Here is a 26,731-nt window from a genome sequence, read left to right on the forward strand (position 1 = left end):
GTGACTGATCGCTACGGCTCCGACATCCTGTCCCGAAACCCGCACACGCCCAAGCTGACTCGATCGAAAGAACAGCCCGCGGAGAAGGGCCTGGTCGTCGAGGATGCCCAGAGCGGTTTCGTGGGTGCTGTGGTGCGGATCGAGGGCGGCCGCGTCGAGCTCGAAGACCGCCGCGGCAAAGTGCGGACTTTCCCGATGGGCCCGGGCTTCCTGATCGACGGCAAGCCGGTCAGCCTCGTGGTGCCCAAGCGGGCCGCAGCGCCGGCGCGCACGGCATCTGGATCGGTCGCGGTACCGAAGGCCAAGGCGCGGGTTGCGCTGGCCAGCCGGATCTACGTCGAGGGCCGGCACGACGCCGAGCTCGTCGAGCAGGTCTGGGGTGCCGATCTGCGCATCGAAGGCGTCGTCGTCGAATATCTGGGCGGTGTGGATGACCTGGCCGACATCGTGGCCGAGTTCGCACCCGGACCGGGCCGGCGGCTCGGCGTGCTGGTCGATCACCTCGTCACGGGTTCGAAGGAGGCGCGCATCGCCGAGGCGGTGCGCAGAGGCCCCGGAGGGGAGCACACGCTGGTGGTCGGGCACCCGTTCGTCGACATCTGGCAGTCCGTCAAGCCGGCCCGCCTCGGGATCAAAGCCTGGCCGACCATCCCGCGCAGCGTGGAGTGGAAACACGGCATCTGTGATGCGCTGGGCTGGCCGCACCAGGACCAGGCCGACATCGCGCGGGCATGGCAGCGGATCCGCGGCCGGGTTCGCGACTGGAATGATCTGGAGCCCGCGCTGATCGGCCGGGTCGAGGAACTGATCGACTTCGTCACCGCACCGGCGTAGGCCGTCGTGGCGGCGTGGTAAGCAGAAGGCGTGTCCGACGGATTGTTCGACGTGCCAGGTGACCCGGGGCCGGATGCCCCCGGTTCGCTCGCTGCGCCCGGCACGGGGTTGGTCGGCTCCTCGCGCGAGCGCTCGTCGGCGCCGTTGGCGGTGCGGATGCGTCCAGCCGGCCTCGATGAGGTCGTCGGCCAATCGCATCTGTTGCAGGCCGGTTCGCCCTTGCGCCGCCTGGTGGAGGGATCCGGCGCGGCATCGGTCATCCTGTACGGCCCGCCCGGCACCGGCAAGACCACCCTGGCGTCGTTGATCTCGCAGGCCACCGGCCGCCGGTTCGAGGCGCTCTCGGCACTGAGCGCCGGGGTCAAGGAGGTGCGCGCCGTCATCGAAAAGGCGCGGACGGCCCTCGTTCACCACGGCGAACAGACCGTGATGTTCATCGACGAGGTGCACCGCTTCTCCAAGACCCAGCAGGACGCGTTGCTGGCCGCGGTGGAGAACCGGGTCGTGCTGTTGGTGGCGGCCACCACGGAAAACCCGTCGTTCTCGGTGGTCGCGCCGCTGTTGTCGCGCTCGCTGATCTTGCAGTTGCAGCCGCTGGCCCCGCAGGACGTGGAGATGGTGCTACGCCGCGCGATCACCGACCCGCGGGGTCTGGGTGGCGCGGTCGAGGTCACCGATGACGCCGTGGACCTCATGGTGCAGCTCTCCGCCGGCGATGCCCGTCGGGCGTTGACGGCGTTGGAGGTGGCAACTGAAACAGCCGGAGCGCCGGGTGGCGTCGTCACCGTCGAGACCATCGAGCAGTCGCTGGACAAGGCCGCGGTGCGCTACGACCGCGACGGCGATCAGCACTACGACGTCGTCAGCGCCTTCATCAAGTCCGTGCGCGGATCCGATGTCGACGCCGCGTTGCACTACCTGGCCCGGATGCTGGTGGCGGGGGAGGACCCGCGGTTCGTGGCGCGCCGGCTGATGATCCTGGCCAGCGAGGACATCGGGATGGCCGATCCCACCGCGCTGCAGACCGCGGTCGCTGCGGCCCAGACTGTGCAGCTGATCGGCATGCCCGAGGCTCAGTTGACGTTGGCCCATGCGACCGTGCACCTGGCCACCGCGCCGAAGTCCAATGCGGTGACCACTGCGCTCGGCGCGGCGATGAACGACATCCGGGCGGGCAAGGCCGGGTTGGTGCCTCCGCATCTGCGGGATGGCCACTATTCGGGTGCACAGAAACTCGGCAACGCCGTGGGCTACAGATACGCCCACGATCATCCCGATGGTGTTGTGGCGCAGCAGTATCCGCCAGATGATCTGGTGGGGACGGACTATTACCAGCCGACCGGGCGCGGTTTCGAACGCGAGCTCGTCACCCGGGTGGGCAAGCTGCGGGCCATCATCCGCAACATCCGTCGCTGACGGCCCAATCGAAAACCACGGTCCCAGTTGAATATTCAACCGGGGCCGTGGTGTGGATTCGATGGTCAGCGCAGCAGGCCGGACCGTCGGGTACCGAAAATGCCTGTCCTTCCACGTCCCATGAAGGCGGACACGAGTGCCACGCCGATGGCGGCGACGATGACCTGGACGAGCAATTCGAGCCAGTCGATGCCGTTGGTCATCGTGGGGATGCCGAGTGCACGGGCGATGGCGCTGCCGATGAATGCCGACACGATGCCGACCAGGATCGTCACCAGAATGCCGATGGGTTGTCTGCCGGGGACGATCAGCCGGCCGATCAGGCCGACGACAATGCCGATCAAGATCGCGCTGATGATGCCGGTGATGGTCATTTCTCCTCCAGGCGGTATTGGGCTGGAGGGGAGATACCCCCGGCGACTACCGCCCAAACGGTGCCGTCAATTCTGGACGCGTTCTCGGTCAGGCCATCTCGGGTACGCGCAGGTGGGCCAGTACGAGTTCGAACTCACCGACGTCGATCTGATCGGCGCTCAGATCGCGTAGCCGGGCCGTGCGCAACGCCCTGGCCTGGTCGCGGTTGTGGTCCATCGCCTCGGCACTGTCGAAGGTGGCCGAGGACACTGCCCGGCCCGATCCGCGGTCGAGCATGAGGCTGGCGCTGCAGAAACCCTCGAGGTCCTCCATCGCCGGCAACACCGAGGTCCGGTAGAACTCCACGGCCCGGTCGAACAGTTCGGGGCGGGTCCGCAGCCAGGTCGCCCGCACACACGCGCCGGGTGCCGAGTACTGCTCGCGGTGAACCACCGCGATCTCCCATTCGTCGACGGTGGCGGTGCCGGCGAATGTCTCCACGACGCGATGGCGCATCGGCGCTATCGCGGCGGCGCTGGCATGCATGGCTTCTTCGGACCGCCATGCCGTCGTGAGGACACACTCGCCCGATTCCCGATTCGCCATCAGGGACAGGCCGACGCAGCCGTCGATGTCGTCGAGGGCCGGCATCACATCATCGCGGATATGGGCGATACCGGCGTCGATGGCCTGGTTGCGCGCCGCGATCGTGGTTGAACGTGCGAACACGATCCACCCCTTCCTGCCAGGGCGGCGCCCCGGTGGCGCCACCGGCTCCATCCCCACCTTCCTCCGGTACGTCGCAGGTGGCAATGGGTCGGCGGGTGCCTCGTAGGCTGGGCGGATGGATACCGACGTGATCGACGTGGACACCTCGCGGCGCCGCATCGTCGACCTCACCGACACCGTGCGGCAGTTCTGCGGTGAACACCGTGACGGCCTGTGCAACGTGTTCGTCCCGCACGCGACGGCAGGTGTGGCCATCATCGAGACCGGCGCCGGCTCCGACGACGACCTGCTCGATACCCTGGAACGGTTGTTGCCGCGTGACGATCGCTACCGGCACAGCCACGGGTCGAGGGGCCATGGCGCAGATCACGTCCTTCCCGCCCTGGTGTCGCCGTCGGTCACCCTGCCGGTCCAGGGTGGGAACCCGCTGCTGGGAACCTGGCAGAGCGTGGTGCTGGTCGATCTCAACCGCGACAACCCGCAACGTTCGGTGCGGCTGAGCTTCCTGGGCGCGTGAGGCTTGTCGCCCTGTTCGGGGCGAACGCGCAGAACGGTAATGTAAGGCGGTCGAACTGGTGGTTGCTCGCGCAACCTCAGCCACCCACGAACACGAGGACAGAGGCGACGTGCAGACACACGAGATCAGGAAGCGCTTCCTCGATCACTACGTGAAGGCGGGTCACACTGAGGTGCCCAGCGCCTCGGTGATCCTCGACGACCCGAACTTGCTGTTCGTCAATGCCGGCATGGTTCAGTTCGTGCCCTATTTCCTCGGCGCGCGTACCCCGCCGTGGGACCGGGCCACCAGCGTCCAGAAGTGCATCCGCACGCCCGATATCGACGAGGTGGGCATCACCACCCGGCACAACACCTTCTTCCAGATGGCCGGCAACTTCTCGTTCGGCGACTACTTCAAGAAGGGCGCCATCGAGCTCGCCTGGAGCTTGCTGACCAACCCGGTCAGCGAAGGTGGCTACGGATTCGACCCGGAAAAACTGTGGGCAACGGTCTATCTCGACGACGACGAGGCGATCGAGCTGTGGCAGGAAGTCGCCGGCCTGCCCGCCGAGCGCATCCAGCGCCGGGGCATGGCCGACAACTACTGGTCGATGGGCATCCCGGGGCCGTGCGGCCCCTCCTCGGAGATCTACTACGACCGCGGGCCGGAATACGGCGTCGACGGTGGCCCGGTGGCCAACGAGGACCGCTACATCGAGATCTGGAATCTCGTGTTCATGCAGAACGAGCGAGGTGAGGGCACCTCGAAAGAGGATTACGAGATACTCGGGCCGCTGCCCCGCAAGAACATCGACACCGGGATGGGTATCGAGCGCGTCGCCTGCCTGCTGCAGGGCGTGGACAATGTCTACGAGACGGATCTGCTGCGTCCCGTGATCGACGCCGTCGCCGCCGTGGCGCCCCGCGGATACGGCGAAGGCAGCCACGAGGACGACGTGCGCTACCGCATCATCGCCGACCACACGCGCACCGCGGCGATCATCATCGGCGACGGTGTCAGCCCCGGTAACGAGGGCCGCGGGTACGTGCTGCGCCGGCTGCTGCGGCGCATCATCCGCGCCGCCAAGCTGCTCGGTGTCGATCAGCCCATCATGGCCGACCTGATGGTCATCGTGCGCGACGCCATGGGCCCGTCCTACCCCGAGCTGGTCGCCGATTTCGAGCGGATCCAGCGCATCGCGGTGGCCGAGGAAACGGCGTTCAACCGCACCCTGGTGTCGGGTTCGCGGCTGTTCGACGACGCGGCCGCGGCGACGAAGAAATCTGGGGCCACCGTGCTGTCGGGGAGTGACGCGTTCACCCTGCACGACACCTATGGCTTCCCGATCGACCTCACCCTGGAGATGGCGGCCGAGGCCGGTCTGTCTGTCGACGAGCAGGGCTTCCGGTCGTTGATGGCCGAGCAGCGACAGCGCGCCAAGGCCGACGCCGCCGCGCGCAAACAGGCCCACACCGACCTGTCCGCGTACCGCGAGCTGGTCGATGCCGGCCCCACCGAGTTCACCGGATTCGACGAATTATCCACCGAGGCACGCATTCTCGGGATCTTCGTGGATGGCAAGCGGGTACCGGTGGTGACCCACGACGGGCTGGATGCCGAGCGGATCGAGCTCATCCTGGACCGCACCCCGTTCTATGCCGAGGCGGGTGGCCAGATCGCGGACGAAGGCACCATTGCCGGCACCGGGTCGTCGGCCACCGCCAAGGCCGCCGTGACCGATGTGCAGAAGATCGCCAAAACCCTGTGGGCGCATCGTGTTTCGGTTGAGTCCGGTGAGTTCGTCGAGGGCGACACCGTCACCGCCGCAGTGGACCCCAAGTGGCGCCACGGCGCAACCCAGGGCCACTCCGGTACTCACATGGTGCACGCCGCGCTGCGACAGGTGCTGGGCCCCACCGCCGTTCAGGCCGGTTCGCTGAACCGTCCCGGCTACCTGCGGTTCGATTTCAACTGGCAGGGCGCGCTCACCGACGACCAGCGCTCACAGATTGAAGAAGTGACCAACCAGGCCGTCGAGGCCGACTACCAGGTGAACACCTTCCTCACCGCACTGGACAAGGCCAAGGCGATGGGTGCGATGGCGATGTTCGGTGAGAACTATCCCGACGAGGTGCGGGTGGTCGAGATCGGCGGCCCGTTCTCGCTGGAGCTCTGCGGCGGCACCCACGTACACAACTCGGCCCAGATCGGCCCGGTCACCATCCTCGGGGAATCGTCGGTCGGCTCCGGTATCCGCCGGGTCGAGGCCTACGTCGGGCTGGAGTCCTTCCGCCATCTGGCCAAGGAACGCGCCCTGATGGCAGGACTCGCCTCGTCGCTCAAGGTGCCCTCCGAAGAGGTGCCCGCCCGGGTGGCGAACCTGGTGGAACGACTCAAGGCGGCCGAGAAGGAACTCGACAAGGCCCGGTTGGCCAACGCCCGCGCCGCGGCGGCCAACGCGGCCGCCGGTGCGGAGACCATCGGCAAGGTCCGACTGGTCGCACAACGCATGGCCGGCGGCATGTCGGCCGGTGACCTGCGCAGCCTCGTCGGCGACATCAAGGGCAAGCTCGGTTCCGACCCGGGAGTGGTCGCGCTGATCGCCGAGGGCGAGGACGACTCGGTGCCCTTCGTGGTGGCGGTCAACCCGGCCGCACAGGATCTGGGCCTACGCGCCAACGAACTCGTCAAGCAGTTCGGTGCGGCGGTCAACGGCCGCGGTGGCGGCAAGGCTGACATGGCACAAGGTTCCGGTAAGGGGGCGGCGGGTATCGACGCGGCATTGGCTGCGCTGCGCGCCGAGATCGGCCGAGGCTAAGCCTCGTGTCCGACACGGTCGACGATCGACTACCGGACCGCCCAGGGGACGATGACCCCGGACGGGGTCGGCGTATCGGCATCGATGTCGGAACCGTTCGGATCGGTGTGGCCAGTTGCGATCCCGACGGGATTCTGGCCACCCCGGTCGAGACCGTTCAGCGGGACAAGCGGGACAGGTCGGGTAGACACCTGCGCAGACTGGTGACGTTGATCGGCGAGTACGAGGCCGTCGAGGTCGTCGTCGGACTGCCACGCACACTCGCCGACCGGGCCGGCTCATCCGCAGTCGACGCCATCGAACTGGCGGATCTGGTGGCCCGTCGGATCGCCCCGATACCGGTGCGGTTGGCCGATGAGCGGCTCACTACTGTTTCGGCGCAGCGATCATTGCGTGAAGCGGGGGTTCGGGCAAAGGGACAAAAGGCGATGATCGATCAGGCCGCTGCGGTTGGCATTCTGCAGAGCTGGCTCGATCAGCGGCGTGCGGCACTGGCTGCGCGCGGAGAGGGCATGAATGGCTGAGAAGTGGGGCGCCGACAAGGCCAAGCCCGAGGTGGTCGGACCACCGCGCCGCGGGCTGAGCAAGGCCGAGCGGGCCCGCAAAGCCCGCAATGACCGGAAGCGACGCGTCACCAGGGGCTTCTCACTCACAGCGCTCATCGTGGTGGTGATCGGCGCGGTGTTCCTCGGGTCCAGGCTGTGGCACGGCATGTCAGGGTCCGCCGGCGACTACGCCGGGGACGGTGTCGCCGATGTCGTCATCCAGGTCCACGACGGCGATTCCACGACAGCCATCGCCAAGACCCTGCAGGAACAGAAGGTCGTCGCCACGATCAAGGTCTTCGTCGACGCGGCCCACAAGAACGAGGCGATCTCGGCGATCCAACCCGGGTTCTACAAGCTGCGCACCGAGATCCCGGCGGCGAACGCCGTTGAGCGCCTGACTGATCCGGAGAGCCGGGTGGGCAAGCTGACCATCCCGGAGGGTCGTCAGCTCGACGACACCGCGGATGTCAGGACCAAGGCCGTCACCGAAGGCATCTTCACGTTGATCTCGCAGGCCTCCTGCGTCGAACTCGACGGCGCGAAGCGCTGCGTACCCGTCGAGGAGCTACGGGCGGCCGCGCAGACGGCGCCCGCCGCAGCCTTGGCGGTACCCGACTGGGCCGCTGGTCCGGTTGCGGCAATGCCCAACGATCACCGGCGGCTCGAAGGGCTGATCGCGCCCGGCACCTGGAACGTCGACCCGGCCGGGAAGCCGCAGGACATCCTGTCCACCCTGATCGCCGGCAGCGCCACCATGTACACCCAGAGCGGACTGCTGGACACTGCCGCGGCCATGCAGATGTCGCCGTACGAGATCCTCACGGTCGGGTCTCTGGTGCAACGCGAGGCCAAGCCGCAGGACTTCGACAAGGTTGCCCGGGTGATCTACAACCGACTCGCCGAACACCGCAAGCTGGAGTTCGACTCGACGGTGAACTATCCGCTGGACCGCCAGGAGGTGGCGACCACCGACGACGACCGGGCAAAGACCACCCCGTGGAATACCTATATGAGTCAAGGGCTTCCGCAGACACCGATCTGCTCGCCCGGCACCGATGCACTCGCCGCGGCCGAGCATCCGGCGGCAGGGGACTGGTTGTACTTCGTGACCGTGGATCTGCAGGGCACCACCTTGTTCACCCGCGACTACGAACAACACCTGGCCAACATCGAACAGGCGCAGCACAACGGTGTCCTCGACAGTGCCAGATAGGCGGCCCGCCGCCGTGCCAGATCGGCCGCCCGCCGCCGTGCCAGATCGCCGGCCCGCCGCCGTGCCAGATAGCGGCCGCAAAGCCGCAGTCCTCGGCTCGCCGATCACCCATTCGCGTTCGCCGCAGCTGCATCTGGCCGCCTACCGCGCGCTGGGGCTGCCGTCATGGACCTATGAGCGCATCGAGTGCACGGCCGAACAACTGCCCGGCCTCGTCGGGACGCTGGGCCCGGAATGGGTCGGCCTGTCGGTCACCATGCCCGGCAAGTTCGCCGCCTTGGAGTTTGCCGATCAGCGCACCGACCGCGCCCAATTGGTGGGCTCGGCCAACACCCTGGTCCGGACGTCCACGGGTGGGTGGCGCGCCGACAACACCGATATCGACGGAGTGATCGGCGCGCTCGGCACGGCCGGCGACTCGGCACTGGTCATCGGATCCGGCGGTACGGCTCCGGCCGCTGTGGTCGCCCTGGCCGAACTCGGCGCGCGGCAGATCACCATCGTCGCCCGCGACGAGACCAAGGCATTGCGTTTGGTGGAGTTGGCCGGTCGGTGCGGAGCGCAGGGCAGCTGGTGCGACATCGGCGGCACGGCGCTGAGCGACACGGTGGCCACCGCGGATGCGGCGGTCAGCACCATCCCGGCCGACGTGGCGGCCGCCTACGCGGGCAAACTGGCCGCGGTGCCGCGGGTGCTCGACGCCATCTACGACCCCTGGCCGACCCCGCTGGCCGAGGCCGTCGAGGCGGCAGGCGGCGAGGCGATCAGCGGGCTGCAGATGCTCCTGAACCAGGCCTTCGCCCAAGTGGAGCAGTTCACCGGAATGCCTGCACCCAAAGAGGCGATGAGAGACGCGCTGCTCCGGCCTTAGCCTCGGTTGATGGGGGTAGGGGTAGCCGTCATCGTGGTGTGGCTGGTGACGTTGAGCGCGTTCGATATTCGGGAACGGCGGTTGCCGAACTGGCTGACGCTTCCCGGGGCGGCGCTGATTCTGGGTGCGGCGACACTGGGTGGACATGGCCCCGCCGCAGTGGCCGGCGCCGCGGCTTTGTCGGTGCTGTATCTGGTGGTGCATCTGGCATCGCCACGGGCCATGGGCGGTGGCGACGTCAAACTTGCGGTCGGGCTGGGTGCGATGACCGGCGCCTTCGGTGCCGATGTGTGGTTGTTGGCGGCGTTGGCCGCACCGTTGGTCACCGCATTCCTGGCACTCGGTGCGGCCGTGCGCGGGATCAGGACAGTGCCGCACGGACCGTCGATGTGTGCGGCCAGCGCGGCCGCGGTGGCGCTGGTTCTCGCCTAGCCGCACCGAGTTCCGGTTCGTGTTCGACCCTCGGCCGGAATCTCGCCCACAAGCCGACGTTCGTCGCCGAGGACCACGGATTTCGGGAGGCAAACCCCGACGTGGGAGAATGACAGCCGTGTTGCGATGGACCACAGCTGGTGAATCCCACGGCCGCGCCCTGGTGGCCATGCTCGAAGGGATGGTTGCCGGCGTGCCCATCACCTCTGAGGAGATCGGGGTACAGCTCAAGCGTCGTCGTCTCGGCTACGGCCGAGGCGCCCGGATGAAGTTCGAACAGGACCAGGTCACCATGCTGGCCGGGGTGCGGCACGGCACCACTTTGGGCGGGCCGATCGCGATCGAGATCGGCAACACCGAATGGCCCAAATGGGAGACCGTGATGTCGCCGGACCCGGTCGATCCGGCCGACCTCGATGTGGCACGCAATGCCCCGCTCACCCGTCCCCGCCCCGGGCATGCCGACTATGCCGGCATGCTCAAGTACGGCTTCGACGACGCCCGCCCGGTGCTGGAACGTGCCAGTGCCCGCGAGACCGCGGCACGCGTGGCGGCAGGCACCGTGGCCCGGGCCTTCCTGCGAGCGGCGCTCGGTGTCGAGGTGGTCTCCCACGTCATCTCCATCGGAGCGTCGGCGCCGTATGACGGCCCGCCGCCGCAGTTCTCCGATCTGGAGGCGATCGACGACAGCCCGGTCCGGGCGTTCGACAAGGACGCCGAGGCGTTGATGATCGCCGAGATCGAGGATGCCAAGAAGGACGGCGACACCCTCGGTGGTGTCGTCGAGGTCGTCGTGGCGGGTCTGCCGATCGGTTTGGGCTCGTTCACCAGCGGTGACAACCGCCTGGACAGCCAGTTGGCCGCCGCGGTGATGGGCATCCAGGCGATCAAAGGCGTGGAGATCGGCGACGGCTTCGAGACTGCACGCCGTCGCGGCAGCGTCGCACACGACGAGATGTACCCGGGCCCCGACGGAGTCCTGCGCTCGACCAACCGGGCCGGCGGCCTCGAAGGCGGCATGACCAACGGCCAGGCGCTGCGGGTCCGGGCCGCGATGAAGCCGATCTCGACCGTCCCTCGGGCACTGGCGACCGTCGACATGGCCACCGGCGAAGAAGCCGTCGCCATTCACCAGCGGTCCGACGTGTGCGCGGTGCCGGCGGCAGGTGTGGTGGTGGAGACCATGGTCGCCCTCGTGGTGGCCCGTGCCGTGCTGGAGAAGTTCGGCGGGGACTCGCTGGCCGAGACCCGCGCCAACATCGACGCCTACCTGCGGGCCGTCGCCGAGCGCGAGCCGGCGGCGCAGGCCCTGGGCTGATGGCCCCCAAGGCGGTACTGATCGGCCTGCCGGGTTCGGGCAAGTCGACCATCGGCCGCCGGCTTGCCAAGGCGCTGAACCTCACGATGCTCGACACCGACGCCGCGATCGAGGAGACCACCGGCCGCACGATCGCCGACATCTTCGCCACCGACGGTGAGGCGGAGTTCCGCCGTATCGAAGAAGAGGTCATCCGCTCGGCGCTGTCCAGCCACGACGGCGTGCTGTCGCTGGGCGGCGGCGCCGTCACCACCCCTGGAGTGCGTGCCGCCCTGGCCGGTCACACCGTGGTGTACCTGGAGATCAGCGCGGCCGAGGGGGTGCGCCGGACGGGCGGTTCCACGGTCCGGCCACTGCTGGCCGGGCCGGACCGGGCCGAGAAGTTCCGTGCCCTGATGTCCGAGCGGGTGCCGCTGTACCGGCGGGTGGCGACCATGCGGATCAACACCAACCGGCGCAATCCGGGCGCGGTGGTGCGCACGATCGTCACGCGACTGGAAGACTCCCCACCCCAGAAACAGGCCGAGCAGCCGCGGACCGGCAAGCGGCGGCGGCGTCGCCCGCCCTGGCGGCGCGGTCCGGCTTCGGGGGCGACATCTGGTTCTGAGTCCACCGGCGGCAAACCCCCAGCTACCTCTTCCGATACTGAATCGAAAGCCATACCCACCCCAGCGGCCCTGGCCGCTCGCAACGCGGAGCGACATGATGACTGACCCGGTAATCGTCGAGGTACTGGTGGACCGGCCCTACCCGGTCATCATCGGAACCGGCCTGCTGGGCGAGCTGGGAAACACGCTGGAGGGGCGCCACAAGGTGGCGATCCTGAATCAGCCGGTGCTGACCCAGACCGCCGAAGCCGTGCGGCAACACTTGGCCGACAAGGGAATTGAAGCCCACCGCATCGAGATTCCAGATGCCGAGGCGGGTAAGGAACTGCCCGTCGTCGGCTTCATCTGGGAAGTGCTGGGGCGCATCGGCATTGGCCGTAAAGACGCCGTCGTCAGCCTGGGCGGGGGAGCGGCCACTGATGTCGCAGGCTTTGCTGCGGCCACTTGGTTGCGCGGCGTCGACATCGTGCACGTACCCACCACGCTGCTGGGTATGGTCGACGCGGCGGTGGGCGGAAAGACCGGGATCAACACCGATGCCGGCAAGAACCTCGTCGGCGCGTTTCATCAGCCGGCCGCGGTGCTGGTGGATCTTGCGACCCTGGAAACCTTGCCGCGCAACGAGATTGTCGCCGGGATGGCCGAGATTGTGAAGGCCGGCTTCATCGCCGACCCCGTCATCCTCGATCTGATCGAGGCTGATCCGGAGGCGGCCGTCGATCCCACCGGAACCGTCCTGCCCGAACTGATCCGTCGCGCGATCACGGTGAAGGCTGAGGTAGTTGCTGCTGACGAACGCGAATCGCAGTTGCGTGAGATCCTCAATTACGGCCACACCCTCGCACACGCCATCGAGCGCCGCGAGCGGTACAAGTGGCGCCACGGCGCCGCCGTGTCGGTGGGATTGGTGTTCGCGGCCGAATTGGGCCGGCTGGCCGGGCGTCTCGACGACGAGACCGCCGACCGGCACCGTTCGGTGCTGACGGCGCTCGGATTGCCGGTCACCTACGACGCCGCAGCACTGCCCCAGTTGATGGACTACATGGCGGGCGACAAGAAGAACCGCTCGGGGATTCTGCGGTTCGTCGTGCTCGACGGACTGGCGAAGCCGGGCCGACTGGAAGGCCCTGACCCGTCGCTGTTGGCGGCCGCATACGCAGAAGTGGCGCGGGCCTGATCGCCCGCGCCACTTCTGACTGAGAATTCTGCTCTGCCCCTCACAGGCAGGGGATGGCTACTGCTTGGGCTGCTCGGGGTACTCGATGGTCTGAGTGGTGTCGTCGGTGGTCTCGGCGGCGCCGTTGGCGCTCACGGCGGCGAACACGTCGGTGTCGGCGCGATCGTCGGCGGCCAGGCCGTGGTGGCGTTGGCGGGGCTGCGGCGGGGCCTTGCGGTCCACCAGCCAGCGGCCCACGGTCACGCCTGCCACGCCGAGCAGGAACACCAGCAGCGCTGTGAACGCCGCGAACGTGGTGACCTCGTTCAACAGCGCATCGGTGTACAGGCTCTTGTAGAAGATCCCGATGAACCACGCCACCGCGCCGCTGACGATGCCGGCGAACAGGCCGGCGATCAGCCAGATCATCGCCATGTCGGCACGACGATCCGGATCCGGATTGTTACGCGCGTCGCTCTGGCCGTCAAGCAGACCCCAGATCAGCACTCCGATCCCGAACAACGTGACGAGCCCCAGGCTGAACCAGGTGGCATTACCCGGCGAGGCGTTGATCAGTGCTCCTTGCAGTAAGCGCACGATGACCATCGCTGTTGCGAACACCACTCCACGCAGTAACCACTTGCTCATGGGGGCACACTGTAGCGAGTAGCGTCACCGACCGTGACTATTTCCCAGCGCAGGGACCGGCTGCGGCGTCGACTAGCCGACTCGGGCCTGGACGCAATGTTGGTAACTGACCTGGTCAACGTGCGTTATCTGTCCGGATTCACGGGTTCGAACGCGGCCCTGCTGATCCTCGCCGAGAACGTCGTGCCGGTGCTGGCCACTGATGGGCGCTACCGCACGCAGGCCGCGCAGCAGTCGCCGGACGCCGAGGTGGTCATCGAGCGGGCCTGCGGGTCGCACTTGGCCGGGCGGGCCGCCCGAGCCGGAGCCGTGCGGTTGGGTTTCGAGAGCCACGTGGTGACCGTGGACGCCTACACGGCGCTTACGAAGGCGGCCGGCGACTCGGTCGAGTGGGTACGCGCGGCCGGCACGGTGGAGGCCCTGCGGGAGGTCAAGGACGCGGGCGAGATCGCGATGCTGCGGTTGGCGTGTGAGGCCGGCGACGCCGCGCTCACCGATCTGCTGGAACGCGGTGGTCTGCGGCCCGGCCGCACCGAACGGGAGGTCCGCAACGAGCTGGAGGCCCTGATGCTCGATCACGGCGCCGACGGGCCTTCCTTCGAGACGATCGTGGCGACGGGCGCGAATTCCGCCATCCCGCACCACCGGCCGACGGATGCGGTGCTGGCCGCCGGGGACTTCGTGAAGATCGATTTCGGTGCCCTGGTGGCCGGCTACCACTCCGACATGACGCGCACGTTCGTGCTGGGCCCGGCGGCGCAGTGGCAGCGCGACATCTATGACCTGGTCGCCACCGCGCAGCAGGCCGGGCGCGACGCGCTGGCCCCCGGCGTTGTGTTGAGCTCGGTCGATGCGGCATCGCGCCAGGTCATCGCCGATGCGGGCTACGGCGAGAACTTCGGTCACGGCCTCGGACACGGCGTCGGACTGCAGATCCACGAAGCACCGGGAATCAATGCCGCTGCCGCCGGTACACTGCTTGCTGGCTCTGCGGTGACCGTCGAGCCAGGTGTCTACTTGCCCGATCGCGGCGGTGTCCGCATCGAGGACACCCTGGTCGTCGGCGAGGCGGCGCCCGACCTGCTTACCCGGTTCCCCAAAGAACTGGCCATTTTGTGACAAAAGCTTAGGAGCTACACCCTCATGGCATCGACTGCCGACTTCAAGAACGGGCTCGTCCTGCAGATCGACGGACAGCTGTGGCAGATCGTCGAATTCCAGCACGTCAAGCCGGGCAAGGGCCCGGCCTTCGTGCGGACGAAGCTGAAGAACGTCGTGTCCGGCAAGGTCGTCGACAAGACCTACAACGCCGGTGTCAAGGTGGAGACCGCCACCGTGGACCGCCGCGACGCGACGTACCTGTACCGCGACGGCAACGACTTCGTCTTCATGGATTCCGAAGACTTCAACCAGCATCCGCTGTCCGAGGCGCTCGTCGGCCGTTTGGCCGACTTCCTGCTGGAGAGTCTGCCGGTGCAGATCGCCTTCCACGACGGCGTTCCGCTGTACCTGGAGCTGCCGGTGTCCGTCGAGCTCGTGGTTTCCCACACCGAGCCGGGCCTGCAGGGTGACCGTTCCAGCGCCGGCACCAAGCCCGCCACGATGGAGACCGGTGCCGAGATCCAGGTTCCGTTGTTCATCAACACCGGCGACAAGCTCAAGGTTGACACCCGTGACGGTAGCTACCTGGGCCGCGTGAATGGCTGACCATGCCTGACCGTCGTGGTGACCGGGGCCGTCACCAGGCCCGTAAGCGGGCCGTCGATCTGCTGTTCGAGGCCGAGGCCCGCGGTTTGACGGCTGAGGCGGTGGCCGATGGTCGTGCCGCGCTGGCCGAGGATCAGGACGACGTCAGCCCGCTGAACCCCTACACGGTGTTGGTGGCGCGCGGCGTCACGGAGCACGCCGCGCACATCGACGACCTCATCTCGGCGCACCTCCAGGGTTGGACGCTGGAGCGGCTGCCCGCCGTGGACCGGGCCATCCTGCGGGTGGCCGTGTGGGAACTGCTGCACGCCGAGGATGTTCCCGAGCCCGTGGCAGTGGACGAGGCCGTCGAACTGGCCAAGGAGTTGTCCACCGATGAATCGCCCGGGTTCGTCAACGGTGTGCTGGGCCAGGTGATGTTGGTGACGCCGCAGATCCGCGCGGCCGCCGCCGCCGTACAAGGCGTCCAGGACAACTCCGACCAGTAGGTACCTGTCCCGAACATCGGGATCACCGGTGCATTCGGTGCCACGATGCTGTTACGTGTGTTGGCACACGTAACAACATCGGAGGCCGCTGATGGGACACGAGCCGAGAAAAATCGCGGATATCGGCCAGGACGGCCTGCATCTGCACGCCTGTCCGCTGTGTGAGGCGATGTGCGGCTTGGAGATTCAGGTCTCCGACGGCAAGGTGGCGAGCGTTCGGCCGAACAAGGCCGACCAGTGGAGCGCGGGGCACATCTGCCCGAAAGGCGCCTCGCTGGCCGCGTTGCATGACGATCCCGACCGCATCCGCCGGCCGATGATCAAGGTCGACGGGCAGTGGCACGAGGTCGACTGGGATACCGCGTTCCGTCGCTGCACCGAACTGCTCGCGCCCGTCATCGAGAAGTACGGCATCGGCGCGGTCGCCGCGTACACCGGAAACCCACTGGCACACTCATTTTCGCTGTCCAGGTATGCGGCGATCCTGCTCGGCCTGTCCGGCATGCCGATCACCTATTCGCCGGGCACCATCGACCAGTGGCCCAAGAACCTGTCGTCGCACCTGATGTACGGCAGCTGGTGGGCGTTTCCGACACCGGACATCCAGCGCACCGACCTGTTGGTGGTCATGGGCGCCAACCCCGCTGCCTCGCAGGGCTCGTTGCTGGCCGCGCCTGACGTGATGGGCATCATCGGCGGTATCCGCAAGCGCGGCAAGGTGATCGTCATCGACCCGGTGCGCACCGCCACAGCGGCCAAGGCCGACGAATGGCTGCCGATCACCCCTGGCACCGATGCGGCCCTGCTGCTCGGGATCGTCCACACGGTGTTCGACGAAGGGTTGGTCAATCTCGGCGACCTGGAGCGCCACCTCGACGGGGTGTCGACGCTACAGCGGGTGGTTGCCGAATGGTCGCCCGAAAGGGTCTCTGCCGCAACGGGTATCGCTGCGGAGCGGATTCGCGGACTGGCCCGTGAACTGGCGGGCACACCGCGTGCGGTGGTCTACGGCCGGATCGGCACCTGCAACCAGGAGTTCGGCAGCCTGGCCAGCTGGCTGGTCGACGTGGTCAACATCGTCACCGGTCACTTCGACACCCCCGGCGGCGCGATGTTCGCCACCCCGACCGCGTGGACGGTCACCAGCCAGCCGATCCCGGGGCTGGAGGACGGGGCGCCGAACTTCGGCCGTTACCGCACGCGGGTCCGCGGGGCCAAAGAGGTGATGGGTCAGGTCCCGGTGTCGTGCATGCTCGAAGAGATCACCACCCCCGGCGAGGGACAGCTCAAGGCCCTCATCACGGTGGCCGGCAACCCGGTGCTGTCGACTCCGGGCGGCGACAAACTCGACGAGGCGCTGCCGCAGTTGGACGCCATGATCTCGGTGGACCTGTGGCTCAACGAGACCACCAAGCACGCCGATGTCATCCTGCCCGGTGCCTCGGCGCTCGAGCAGCCCCATTCCGCCGATCTGCTTTTGGGCGCGGCGATCAACAGCTTCGCGCGCTACTCGCCGCCGGTGTTCCATCGCGAGGATCCCGACGCACCGGAGGAATGGGAGATCCTGATCCGGCTGACCGGGTTGTGCACCGGCACCCCGGCCGAGGACGTCGACATCGCCGCGCTCGACGACGGCTGGTTCGACTACCTGTGCTTCACCCAGGGGCTCGACGGCGCCGAGATCCGCAAGCACTACGACGGCGGTGGTCCCGAACGGATGCTCGACCTGACGCTGCGCACCGCCGCGTTCGGCGACCGATACGGCGATAACCCGGACGGCCTGACCCTGGACAAGCTCAAGGCGCATCCGGACGGGATCAACTACGGCCCGATGGTGCCTCGAGTGCCCGAGGTACTCGGGACCTCCGATCAGAAGATCCGAGTGGCGCCGCAGTACCTGCTCGACGACCTGCCCCGGCTGTCCGAGCGACTCGACCGCGCTCCCGAGGATCTGGTGCTGGTCAGCCGCCGGCATCTGCGGTCCAACAACTCCTGGTTGCACAACGTCGGTTCGTTGATGAAGGGCCGCGATCGGTGCACCCTGCTGATGCACAGCCAGGATGCGGCGTCTCGCGGGATTGCCGATGGCGACAATGCGGAAGTGGCGTCGACCGCCGGAAAAATCGTGGTGCCCGTCGAGGTGACCGACGCGATCAAGCTGGGAGTGGTGTCGATGCCGCACGGCTGGGGGCACGGTCAGACCGGCACCCGGCTCGGCGTCGCCAACGCGGCACCGGGGGTGAACACCAACATCCTGTCGCTGCCGGACTTCATCGATGAACCGTCCGGAAACGGTGCACTCAACGGCATACCGGTGACAGTCAGCCGGACGCTGACCGAAGGTTAGGGCGGAACTCAATCGCGGTGCACGCCTGCGTGGTCGAGATGAGTCGAGGGGGCGTTCGTTGCGTCAAGAACTTTGTTCCGGTGCAACCAGTAGTTCCTCGGGATGGAAGTGGTGGTTGAGGGTGTCCTGCCCGGTATCCATCAGGGGTGGCGGGTGCCAGTGGATCCGGCCTGTGTCGGGATCGACGCTGGTGGTCCAGCCCAGTCCGACGAGGCGGTTGTCGGGTCCGCAACTCAGTGCGAGGTCGGGGGCGTCGGTGTGGCCGCCGTGTTGCCAGTCGGTCTTGGCGTGGTGGACTTGGCAGTGGTCGGCCGGTGCGGTGCATCCGGGGCGGGTGCAGCCGCGGTCACGGTTGTAGAGCAGGAGTCGTTGGGCTTTGGTGGCCAATCGTTTTGTGCGGGCCATGTAGAGCGGTTCGGCGGTGTGGTGTTCGTAGACGATGAGGTAGTGGAAGCTGTGCGATGCCAGCCGGATGAGGTCTGTCATCGGTATTCGGATGCCCGCCCCGGTGACGGCGACGCCGGCTCCGGCTTCCAGTTCGGCCAGTGTGGTGGAGACGACCACGGTGACCGGGAGCCCGCCATGTTGGCCGAGTCGTTTGGACATCAGTAGTTCGCGCAGCGCGGCCTTGAGTGCGTCGTGGTTGCGTTGAGCCTGGGTTCGGGTGTCGCGGTCGGCGGCGGTCTGCTGCTCTTGCTGAGCTTGCTGGTCTGGGGATGTGCCGGTGGCGCGGGCCTGTGGATCGGCCGAATCGATGCCGGTGTCCGGGATCTCGGTAGCAGCCGCCTCGGGCTCGGCCTCAACGTCAGCAGCCTCAACGTCAGCAGCCTCGGCGTCAGGGGCATCGGGAATATCTAGTGGGTTGGGTGTGGGGTTATGGACCGGTTGTTGGTCACTGGGGTTGTTGAGGCCGGGCGCGCCCCACACGCCGGTGACGGTTGTCAGATACGAAGCGGTCTCGGGATCCAGCCAGCCCTGCACGTGCACCAGTCCGTCTGGGTCCTGTTTGCCGATACTTAGCCCACGCAGATGTGCTGCGACGTCGGGGCTATCGCCGTCCTGGTTGAGCAGATACAGCAGCTTGTCGGCGGCGGCTTTCAGTGTTTCGGGAGTGTCTCGGGCCGCTGCGCTCACCAGGTCGGATTCGATCTGGGCGAGTTCAGCTGTGCTGACGTACTTTTCGGCTTTCGCCAGTGTGCCGCCGATGATCGTGATGTGTTCGGTGTTGATCGTTCCCGAGCCGAGCGCCTGGGCGCAGGCGGGCAGCGACGGTTCGAGCACCTCGCCGGTGAGGCCGTAGCGCGGCCCCAAGTCTGTTGCCGCGGCGACTCTGCGTGATGCTTCCTTGCGGCTGATCCGCATCCGGGTGGCAAGGGCATCGGTCCATGATTTGGCACCGATCTCGGCTGGGCTGGTCCGGGCCATCAGTGCGGACTGGATGCGGTGATCGATCATGGCCTGGGAGCGGGCCTGCCGTTCGCGTCCGGACTGGATCGCCAACAACTCCGCGGTGTCGAAACCGGTGAAATCAACATCGGCCAGCGTCGCGGTTGCTGCCAGGTGGCCGGCCAGCGCGGTCTGCGCTGCGTCCCGACTCTGCACCAACCCGATGTTCATGATTCGAACACTAGTTCGATACTCCGACAAGAAAACGCTGTTTGGGACTGGTGAGACCAAAGTGGCCAAAGTTTTTGAGCCGACCCAAACGACATTTCGATCATCGCGATTTGTAAATTCTCCTCGAGCGCGAGGTGGCGTAATAACGGTCGGCACGTCGGTTTCGCCAGGTACGGCACGTCCGTCGGCGGCGCAATCCGTTAACCTGCGCCGACGGTGAATTCGCGGCACTGCGCGGCGCCTGGATCGCCCCTTACCTTGAGTGCGTGTCGCAGCCCGAAGCCCATCCCTTATCGCTGCCGAGCCGGCGTGCGCGCGCCGATCAGGCCCGCCAGGTGGCTGACGTGCTCCGCCATCAGATCTACGAAGGCACCTATGACGGTGCCCTACCGGCCGAGGCGGACCTGGCCGCCGAATTCTTCGTCTCCCGCAACACCATCCGTGAAGCCCTCGCGGTGCTCAAGACCGAGGGTCTCATCGACCGCGGCACCAAGGTGGGCACGCACGTGGCGGCCCGCAAGTACGATCACGGCCTCGACGCGCTGGTGGGTCTGAAAGAGACCTTCAAGGACTACGGCGACGTGCGCAACGAAGTCCGTGCCGTCCAGCGACTCTCGGCCCCACCGGCAGTGGCTCGAAAGCTGGCGCTTGAGCCGGGAACGCAAGTGGTGTTCATCGAGCGCCTGCGCTACCTCGCCGATCTGCCGCTGTCGCTGGATCTGACCTACCTGGCTCCCGACATCGGTGAGGAGGTGATCGGCCATCCGCTGGAGAGCAATGACATCTTCGCGCTCATCGAGCGGGTCAGCGGGCGGCGCCTGGGTGGGGCGAGCCTTGCCCTGGAAGCGGTTTCGGCCGACCCGCATTCCGCAGCGACATTGCAGGTGCCGGCCGGATCGGCATTGCTGATGGCCGAACGGCTGACCAGTCTGGATGACGGAACGCCCGTCGACCTGGAGTACATCAGGATGCGTGGTGACCGAATCACCATGCGCGGCAACCTTATTAGGAGAGACGCATGACGCTGGTCAATCAACGCGCCGATGTCCCGGTGACCATCGACGAGTCCCTGTGTATCGAGGGCTGCACATTGTGTGTCGACGTGTGCCCGCTCGATTCACTGGCAATCAATCCTGAGAACGGTAAGGCCTTCATGCACGTCGACGAGTGCTGGTACTGCGGGCCCTGCGCGGCCCGCTGTCCCACCGGCGCCGTGACCGTCAACATGCCCTATCTCATCCGCTAGAGGACCCGACGTGAAAACAGCCCTGATCGCCCTCACCGCCGGTCTCACACTCGTGACCGCCGGCTGCTCCCTGGACTCGGCGACGAAATCTTCCGACACAGTCGATGTGGTCGTCGGCTACCAATCCAAGACCATCAACACCGTCACCGCCGGAACCTTGCTGCGCGCCCAGGGATACCTGGAACGCCGCCTGGCCGATATCACCACCCGTACCGGCACCAAGTACAACGTGACGTGGCAGGACTACGACACCGGCGCACCCATCACCGCGCAGATGGTCGCCGAGAAGATCGACATCGGTTCCATGGGCGACTATCCGATGCTCATCAACGGGTCCAAGACGCAGGCCAACGAACGCGCCAAGACCGAGATCGTCTCGGTCACCGGGTACAACCCGAAAGGCGCGCTGAACATGGTTGTGGTGGCACCTGATTCGCCGGCCAAGTCCTTGACCGACCTGGCCGGAAAGAAGGTCTCGGCCAGCGTCGGTTCGGCGGGCCACGGCATGCTGGTGCAAGCACTCGGCAAGACCGGTCTCGATGCCAAGACCGGGGTAGAGGTGCTCAACCAGCAGCCGCAGGTCGGCGCATCGTCGCTGGAATCGGGCCAGGTTCAGGCGCTTTCACAGTTCGTCGCGTGGCCGGGGTTGTTGGTCCAGCAGGGCAAGGCCAAGCTGCTCTACGACGGGGCCGAGCTGAACTATCCGACCTTGCACGGCGTGGTGGTGCGCCGGGCGTATGCGGCTGATCATCCGGAGGTCCTCGACGCCTTCCTGCAGGCCCAACTGGATGCCACCGACTTTCTCAACACCAAGCCGTTGGAGGCGGCCCGCCTCGTGGCCGAGGGCAGTGGGCTGCCACAGGAGGTCGTCTACCTGTACAACGGGCCGGGTGGCACCTCGTTCGACGCCACGCTCAAGCCATCGCTGGTCGATGCGCTCAAAGGTGATGTGCCCTACCTGAAGTCGATCGACAACTTCGCCGATCTCGATGTGCCCGGTTTCGTGCAAGACGCGCCGTTGCGTGCGGCGTTCGCCGCGCGGGGCCAGGATTACGAGAAAGCGCTGGCCTCGAACGCCAATCCGTCGGCGTTGAGCGGCACCGATCCGGTGTGCCACAGCACGGTCGACAATCCTGCCACCGCTGGTGAACTCTGGCTCGACGGATCTGATGCCACCACGGCGGCCGCGACCCCGGTCTGCCTGCTCAAGGCGATCCGCCAGGCACAAGGCGAGGGCAAGAAGGTCCGCGCCGCCTACATCTCCGACGCTGAACTGGGTACCCGTTGGTTCGCCGACAAGTCTGTGTGGGTGCGTCTGCCCGCTCCAGGTAGTGAGGGCTATCTGCCGTTCGGAACTCAGGCCGGTGCCGAGCGCTACACGGCGACGCATCCCGGTGCGGCGATCGTCGACTATCAGCAAGCACTCGCAGGTGCGGTGTGACCACCACCGACACCGCTCCGGCGGCGGTAAGCGACCCGCCGGCCGTGCCGGAGGATGTCCGTACCCGTCGCACGCCCTCTGCCTGGCCGCACCGCCTGGTGCGCCTGGCGTCGGTGGTCAGCGCGATCGTACTGTGGCAGCTGTTGACGGCCAACGACGTGCGCTTCGGTCTGCGGTTCGACACCCTGCCCACCGTCACCGAAATCGCTGCAGCCCTGGTGAACCGGTTGGGCACACCGGAGTACTGGCTGGACCTCGGCCAGTCGCTGATCCGGATTCTCACCGGGTTCGGTATCGCCGCAGTGGTCGGTGTGATCACCGGAATCTTGTTGGGACGCACCGCATGGTTCGCCGATATCTTCGGACCGCTCACTGAACTCGCGCGGCCCATCCCGGCGATCGCCATCGTGCCCGTGGCAATTCTGTTGTTCCCCAGCGATGAGGCGGGGATCGTGTTCATCACGTTCCTGGCGGCGTACTTCCCGATCATGGTCAGCGTCCGGCACGCGGTGCGCGCCCTACCGACCATCTGGGAAGACTCGGTTCGCACCCTGGGTGGTGGCCGCCTCGACGTGCTCCGCCAGGTGGTGCTGCCCGGCATCCTGCCGGGACTGTTCGGCGGGCTCTCGGTCGGAATGGGGGTGGCCTGGATCTGCGTGATCTCGGCCGAGATGATCTCGGGCCGTCTCGGTGTGGGCTATCGCACCTGGCAGGCCTACACGGTCCTGAACTATCCCGACGTGTTCGTGGGCATCATCACGATCGGTGTGCTCGGTTTCCTCACCGCCGCGGCGGTAGAGCTTATCGGCCGCCGGGCGACCAGATGGCTGCCGCGTGGTGAGGAGGTGACGCGATGACCACAACCTTGACCAGTACGGGGATGCGGCTGGAACTCGATCGAATCCGGTTGTCCTACACCGGTGCTCCGGTGATCGAGGACTTGAGCCTTACCGTCGAGCCCGGCGAGATCCTGGTGCTCACCGGTCCGTCGGGCTGCGGTAAGTCGACGGTGCTACGTGCGTTGACCGGACTGCTGCGGCCTGACGGTGGCCGAGTGCTTGCCGACGGCGACCCGGTCACCACCACCTCACGGGACCGCGGCATGGTGTTCCAGGACAGCGCGCTGCTGCCGTGGCGTACGGTGCGGTCCAATATCGAACTGGCACTGCAGCTCCGCGGGGAGCCGAAGGCCGGTCGCCGCGGCGAGCCGCGTAACAGCCGTAGGGAGCGGGCCGACCGCTGGATCGCCGAGGTAGGCCTGTCCGGCTTCGCCGACTTCCTGCCGAAGAATCTGTCCGGCGGTATGCGGCAGCGGGTTCAACTCGCGCGCGGTCTGGCGGGTGCACCGCGCGCGGTCATGATGGACGAGCCGTTCGCCGCCCTGGATACCCAGACCCGCTCGGCCATGCAGCGATTGCTGATCGACACCTGGAAGGCCCATCCGACCACGATCGTGTTCGTCACCCACGATGTCGATGAAGCGCTCACGCTCGGTGACCGCGTCGCGGTGCTCGGTCGTGCCGGGCAGCCGTTGCGTGCGCTCATCGAGGTGGCTCAGCCCCGAACCGACCATCCCGAACGATCCGCGCTGCGCGCCGAGATCATTGCCGCACTGGAGCAACCGTGACTGAATTGACCGAGCATTCAAACGCCGCCCCAGAAATTTCGCAGGCCGTCCGGATCGACTGCGACGTACTGGTGATCGGCGGTGGCACCGCGGGCACCATGGCGGCGCTGACCGCAGCCGAGAACGGTGCCCAGGTGCTGCTACTGGAGAAAGCCCACGTTCGGCATTCCGGTGCGCTGGCCATGGGGATGGACGGCGTGAACAACGCCGTCATCCCCGGCAAGGCCGAGCCTGAGGACTACGTCGCCGAGATCACCCGCGCCAACGACGGAATCGTCAACCAGCGCACCGTCTATCAGACGGCCACCCGTGGATTCGCCATGGTGCAGCGGCTCGAGCGGTACGGGGTCAAGTTCGAGAAGGACGAGCACGGTGAGTACGCGGTACGGCGCGTGCACCGATCGGGCTCCTATGTGTTGCCGATGCCCGAGGGCAAGGACGTCAAGAAGGCGCTGTACCGGGTGCTGCGCCAACGCTCGATGCGTGAGAAGATCCGCATCGAGAACCGGTTGATGCCGGTGCGTGTGCTCACCGATCAGGGCCGCGCGGTCGGCGCCGCGGCATTCAACACTCGCACAGGCGAATTCGTCACTGTGGCGGCGAAGGCTGTGATCCTGTCCACTGGGGCGTGCGGTCGACTCGGGCTTCCCGCGTCCGGTTATCTGTACGGCACGTACGAGAACCCGACGAACGCCGGTGACGGATACGCCATGGCCTATCACGCCGGCGCCGAACTCTCCGGAATCGAGTGCTTCCAGGTCAATCCGCTGATCAAGGACTACAACGGCCCGGCGTGCGCGTATGTGGCCAATCCGTTCGGCGGCTACCAGGTCAATGCACTGGGGGAGCGGTTCGTCGATTCCGACTACTGGTCGGGTCAGATGATGTCCGAGGTCAAGGAGGAGATCGAATCGGCCCGCGGACCGATCTACCTCAAGGTCAGCCATCTGCCCGATGAAACGCTGACCACGCTGGAGAACATCCTGCACACCACCGAACGTCCCACCCGGGGAACGTTCCACGCCAACCGGGGGCATGACTACCGGACCCACGACATCGAGATGCACATCTCCGAGATCGGTTTGTGCTCCGGGCATTCCGCGTCGGGTGTGTGGGTGGATGAGCATGCCCGCACCACGGTGCCCGGTCTGTACGCGGCCGGCGACCTGGCATGCGTTCCGCACAACTACATGATCGGCGCGTTCGTCTACGGGGATCTGGCCGGTGAGCACGCGGCTTCGACGCTGTCGGAACTTGCTGCACCCGAGCAACTACCGGATGATCAGATCGCCCAGGCCCACGAGCTCATCTACCGGCCGCTGCGGCACCCGGATGGCCCGCCGCAACCGCAGGTCGAGTTCAAGCTGCGGCGGTTCGTCAACGACTATGTGGCACCGCCGAAGACAGCCACCAAGCTGTCGATCGCAGTGCAGACCTTTGAGCGCATGGTCAGCGAGGTCGAGGGTATCGGCGCCCGGACCCCGCACGAGTTGATGCGTGCCGCCGAGGTGTCCTTCATCCGTGATTGCGCGGAGATGGCGGCCCGGTCCTCGTTGACCCGGACCGAATCACGTTGGGGCCTCTACCACGACCGTGCCGATCTGCCCCAGCGGGACGATCAGGAGTGGCGCTATCACCTCAACCTCTACAAGGACGCCGACGGTGTCATGCAGTTCGTGAAACGTCCCGTGGCACCGTATTTCGTCGCAGTGCCCGAGCTGGACCACCTGACGTCGCAGGATCCGGTGACCAGAGTCGAACAACCCCATCTGCACGGCGGCAGGGCTCCGTCGGCCGAGCACTCCCGGGTCCGCGCGGGATCGGCCCAGCCGCCGTCACCGCGTATCGCCGCGGTGCTGGCCTTGGAAGAACCCACGCTGGAGGATCTGAATACCTACCTGACCGACGCGGACGCCGGCGTGCGCCGTACCGCGGTCGCCACGCTCGTCGAGCATCTGCCCGACGGGTACCAGCCCGCGCTGGTGGCCGCACTGGCCGACGACGACGCCGGGGTGCGGCGGGAAACCTCGGATGCGGTTCGCGAACTCGTCGAAGTCCTGCCCGATCCGGTTGCGTTCGTCGACCGGCTGGGCTCCGTCGATCCGGTGGTTCGGGCGGCCACGGTGTACCTGTCGAGTTCCCGGCGCGTCGGCAGCGCCCAGGCGTACCGGGACGCGTCGACCGATGCCGACCACCGGGTCCGGATCGAAGCGGTGCGGGCCCTGGTATCGGTCGACGACCACGTGGGTGTGGCCGCGGCCACCACTGACGAGAACCGGGAAGTGCGGATCGCCGCGGTGGGAGGCCTGGCGACCCTGCGGGCCGGCGCGGAAGCGGTGCGGGTTGCGCTGGATGACCCCGACCCGCTCGTGCGGGCGGCGGCGCTGGCGTCTCTCGGCGCCGTCGGCTGCACCGATGATGACGTCGTCAGCGTCGAGAAGGCGTTCACCGAATCGGCCTGGCAGATCCGCCAGGGCGCGGCGCGGGCATTGGCCGGGGCGGTGCCCGCGGTCGCGGTACCCACCCTGTCGCGGGCGCTGGAGGACCAGCACCTCGATGTCCGCAAGGCGGCGGTACTGAGCCTGAGCAGGTGGGCGGGATCGGAATCGACGGCCCGTCAGGCCCTCACCGTGGCGTTGGACGACAGTGACGCCGACGTGCGCGCCTATGCGCGTCAGGCGCTGGCTGGATGAGCGGCACCGCCGCTGTGGCTGGTTGAGCGGCACCGCCGCTGTGGCTGGTTGAGCGGCACCGCCGCTGTGGCTGGTTGAGCGGCACCGCCGCTGTGGCCGGCTGAGCGGCACCTTGCCCGGA

The 26,731-nt window shown here is 67.1% G+C and carries 24 protein-coding genes and 1 pseudogene; 21 read left to right on the forward strand and 4 right to left on the reverse strand.

The window, feature by feature from the left end; all coding sequences use genetic code 11:
* Both ACZYZF_RS02275 and ACZYZF_RS02280 read left to right on the forward strand, forming a co-directional pair.
* Window positions 1-834 (forward strand): DUF3097 domain-containing protein, encoded by an 834-nt coding sequence (locus ACZYZF_RS02275; RefSeq protein ID WP_463745725.1) that lies wholly within the window; start codon window positions 1-3, stop codon window positions 832-834.
* 108 nt (window positions 835-942) lie between these two features.
* Complete coding sequence (locus tag ACZYZF_RS02280) at window positions 943-2,250, forward strand: replication-associated recombination protein A (protein WP_463835113.1); 1,308 nt, start codon at window positions 943-945, stop codon at window positions 2,248-2,250.
* Window positions 2,251-2,315: 65 nt separating this feature from the next.
* Here ACZYZF_RS02280 and ACZYZF_RS02285 read toward each other — a convergent pair whose 3' ends face one another.
* Together ACZYZF_RS02285 and ACZYZF_RS02290 are read right to left on the reverse strand one after the other, a co-directional pair.
* Entirely contained in the window at window positions 2,316-2,624 is a 309-nt protein-coding gene (locus ACZYZF_RS02285; protein WP_463745726.1) for a GlsB/YeaQ/YmgE family stress response membrane protein, read from the reverse strand.
* An 88-nt stretch (window positions 2,625-2,712) separates the two neighbouring features.
* Window positions 2,713-3,333 carry an antibiotic biosynthesis monooxygenase gene (locus tag ACZYZF_RS02290; protein WP_463834411.1) on the reverse strand — a complete coding sequence of 207 codons (621 nt, stop codon included), beginning with the start codon at window positions 3,331-3,333 and terminating at the stop codon, window positions 2,713-2,715.
* A gap of 127 nt (window positions 3,334-3,460) precedes the next feature.
* On the opposite strand from ACZYZF_RS02290, the gene ACZYZF_RS02295 reads away from it, so the two are divergent.
* The 9 genes and pseudogenes from ACZYZF_RS02295 (at window position 3,461) to aroB (ending at window position 12,817) form a co-directional block, all read left to right on the forward strand.
* Window positions 3,461-3,850 carry a secondary thiamine-phosphate synthase enzyme YjbQ gene (locus tag ACZYZF_RS02295; protein ID WP_463835115.1) on the forward strand — a complete coding sequence of 130 codons (390 nt, stop codon included), beginning with the start codon at window positions 3,461-3,463 and terminating at the stop codon, window positions 3,848-3,850.
* 109 nt (window positions 3,851-3,959) lie between these two features.
* The gene (gene alaS, locus ACZYZF_RS02300; protein ID WP_463834412.1) at window positions 3,960-6,650 is read left to right on the forward strand and encodes an alanine--tRNA ligase; all 2,691 of its coding nucleotides are present in this window, start codon (window positions 3,960-3,962) and stop codon (window positions 6,648-6,650) included.
* Between the two features lie 5 nt (window positions 6,651-6,655).
* Window positions 6,656-7,174 carry a Holliday junction resolvase RuvX gene (gene ruvX / locus ACZYZF_RS02305; RefSeq protein ID WP_463834413.1) on the forward strand — a complete coding sequence of 173 codons (519 nt, stop codon included), beginning with the start codon at window positions 6,656-6,658 and terminating at the stop codon, window positions 7,172-7,174.
* Window positions 7,167-8,411 carry an endolytic transglycosylase MltG gene (locus ACZYZF_RS02310; protein ID WP_463834414.1) on the forward strand — a complete coding sequence of 415 codons (1,245 nt, stop codon included), beginning with the start codon at window positions 7,167-7,169 and terminating at the stop codon, window positions 8,409-8,411. Before ruvX ends, ACZYZF_RS02310 begins: the two co-directional genes overlap by 8 nt.
* A gap of 37 nt (window positions 8,412-8,448) precedes the next feature.
* Window positions 8,449-9,282, forward strand: coding sequence for a shikimate dehydrogenase (locus tag ACZYZF_RS02315; RefSeq protein ID WP_463835116.1), 834 nt, complete (start codon window positions 8,449-8,451; stop codon window positions 9,280-9,282).
* Between the two features lie 9 nt (window positions 9,283-9,291).
* Window positions 9,292-9,714, forward strand: coding sequence for a prepilin peptidase (locus ACZYZF_RS02320; protein ID WP_463745732.1), 423 nt, complete (start codon window positions 9,292-9,294; stop codon window positions 9,712-9,714).
* A 118-nt stretch (window positions 9,715-9,832) separates the two neighbouring features.
* Window positions 9,833-11,032 carry a chorismate synthase gene (gene aroC, locus ACZYZF_RS02325; RefSeq protein WP_463745984.1) on the forward strand — a complete coding sequence of 400 codons (1,200 nt, stop codon included), beginning with the start codon at window positions 9,833-9,835 and terminating at the stop codon, window positions 11,030-11,032.
* A pseudogene (locus ACZYZF_RS02330) lies at window positions 11,032-11,556 on the forward strand (shikimate kinase); the annotation flags it as partial. The gene aroC and the pseudogene ACZYZF_RS02330, both read left to right, overlap by 1 nt.
* A 181-nt stretch (window positions 11,557-11,737) precedes the next feature.
* Entirely contained in the window at window positions 11,738-12,817 is a 1,080-nt protein-coding gene (gene aroB, locus ACZYZF_RS02335; RefSeq protein WP_463745733.1) for a 3-dehydroquinate synthase, read from the forward strand.
* A gap of 57 nt (window positions 12,818-12,874) precedes the next feature.
* Here the strand turns inward: aroB and ACZYZF_RS02340 are convergent, their stop codons facing one another.
* A complete protein-coding gene (locus ACZYZF_RS02340; protein ID WP_463834415.1) occupies window positions 12,875-13,444 on the reverse strand; it encodes a B-4DMT family transporter in 570 nt (189 codons plus the stop codon).
* 33 nt (window positions 13,445-13,477) lie between these two features.
* Between ACZYZF_RS02340 and ACZYZF_RS02345 the strand changes: the two genes are divergently transcribed.
* From ACZYZF_RS02345 to ACZYZF_RS02360, 4 genes are all read left to right on the forward strand, one after another.
* On the forward strand, window positions 13,478-14,563 hold the full coding sequence (locus ACZYZF_RS02345; RefSeq protein WP_463745735.1) for a M24 family metallopeptidase: 1,086 nt from the start codon (window positions 13,478-13,480) through the stop codon (window positions 14,561-14,563).
* Window positions 14,564-14,587: 24 nt separating this feature from the next.
* Window positions 14,588-15,151 carry an elongation factor P gene (efp, locus tag ACZYZF_RS02350; RefSeq protein ID WP_463745736.1) on the forward strand — a complete coding sequence of 188 codons (564 nt, stop codon included), beginning with the start codon at window positions 14,588-14,590 and terminating at the stop codon, window positions 15,149-15,151.
* 2 nt (window positions 15,152-15,153) lie between these two features.
* Window positions 15,154-15,639: a transcription antitermination factor NusB gene (gene nusB, locus ACZYZF_RS02355; protein ID WP_463745737.1), complete on the forward strand. Its 486-nt coding sequence runs from the start codon at window positions 15,154-15,156 to the stop codon at window positions 15,637-15,639.
* 91 nt (window positions 15,640-15,730) lie between these two features.
* Window positions 15,731-17,986 carry a molybdopterin-dependent oxidoreductase gene (locus tag ACZYZF_RS02360; protein ID WP_463834416.1) on the forward strand — a complete coding sequence of 752 codons (2,256 nt, stop codon included), beginning with the start codon at window positions 15,731-15,733 and terminating at the stop codon, window positions 17,984-17,986.
* A 63-nt stretch (window positions 17,987-18,049) separates the two neighbouring features.
* Here ACZYZF_RS02360 and ACZYZF_RS02365 read toward each other — a convergent pair whose 3' ends face one another.
* A complete protein-coding gene (locus ACZYZF_RS02365) occupies window positions 18,050-19,603 on the reverse strand; it encodes an HNH endonuclease signature motif containing protein (protein WP_463834418.1) in 1,554 nt (517 codons plus the stop codon).
* A gap of 266 nt (window positions 19,604-19,869) precedes the next feature.
* Here ACZYZF_RS02365 and ACZYZF_RS02370 point away from each other — a divergent pair, with 266 nt between their 5' ends.
* Genes ACZYZF_RS02370 through ACZYZF_RS02395 form a run of 6 tightly spaced genes read left to right on the forward strand, consistent with a single transcriptional unit; the run spans window position 19,870 to window position 26,610 of the window.
* Complete coding sequence (locus ACZYZF_RS02370; RefSeq protein ID WP_463745740.1) at window positions 19,870-20,625, forward strand: GntR family transcriptional regulator; 756 nt, start codon at window positions 19,870-19,872, stop codon at window positions 20,623-20,625.
* The gene (locus tag ACZYZF_RS02375; protein WP_003880761.1) at window positions 20,622-20,849 is read left to right on the forward strand and encodes a 4Fe-4S dicluster domain-containing protein; all 228 of its coding nucleotides are present in this window, start codon (window positions 20,622-20,624) and stop codon (window positions 20,847-20,849) included. Before ACZYZF_RS02370 ends, ACZYZF_RS02375 begins: the two co-directional genes overlap by 4 nt.
* 10 nt (window positions 20,850-20,859) lie before the next feature.
* Window positions 20,860-22,290: an ABC transporter substrate-binding protein gene (locus ACZYZF_RS02380; RefSeq protein WP_463745741.1), complete on the forward strand. Its 1,431-nt coding sequence runs from the start codon at window positions 20,860-20,862 to the stop codon at window positions 22,288-22,290.
* A 44-nt stretch (window positions 22,291-22,334) separates the two neighbouring features.
* On the forward strand, window positions 22,335-23,147 hold the full coding sequence (locus ACZYZF_RS02385) for an ABC transporter permease (RefSeq protein WP_463835118.1): 813 nt from the start codon (window positions 22,335-22,337) through the stop codon (window positions 23,145-23,147).
* Entirely contained in the window at window positions 23,144-23,917 is a 774-nt protein-coding gene (locus ACZYZF_RS02390; RefSeq protein ID WP_463745742.1) for an ABC transporter ATP-binding protein, read from the forward strand. Before ACZYZF_RS02385 ends, ACZYZF_RS02390 begins: the two co-directional genes overlap by 4 nt.
* Window positions 23,914-26,610, forward strand: a complete 2,697-nt coding sequence (locus ACZYZF_RS02395) for a fumarate reductase/succinate dehydrogenase flavoprotein subunit (RefSeq protein WP_463834420.1) — start codon at window positions 23,914-23,916, stop codon at window positions 26,608-26,610. The genes ACZYZF_RS02390 and ACZYZF_RS02395 overlap by 4 nt, the downstream gene beginning before the upstream one ends.
* Window positions 26,611-26,731 lie beyond the last annotated feature (121 nt).

The organism is Mycobacterium sp. IDUB_24 (genome assembly GCF_055419385.1).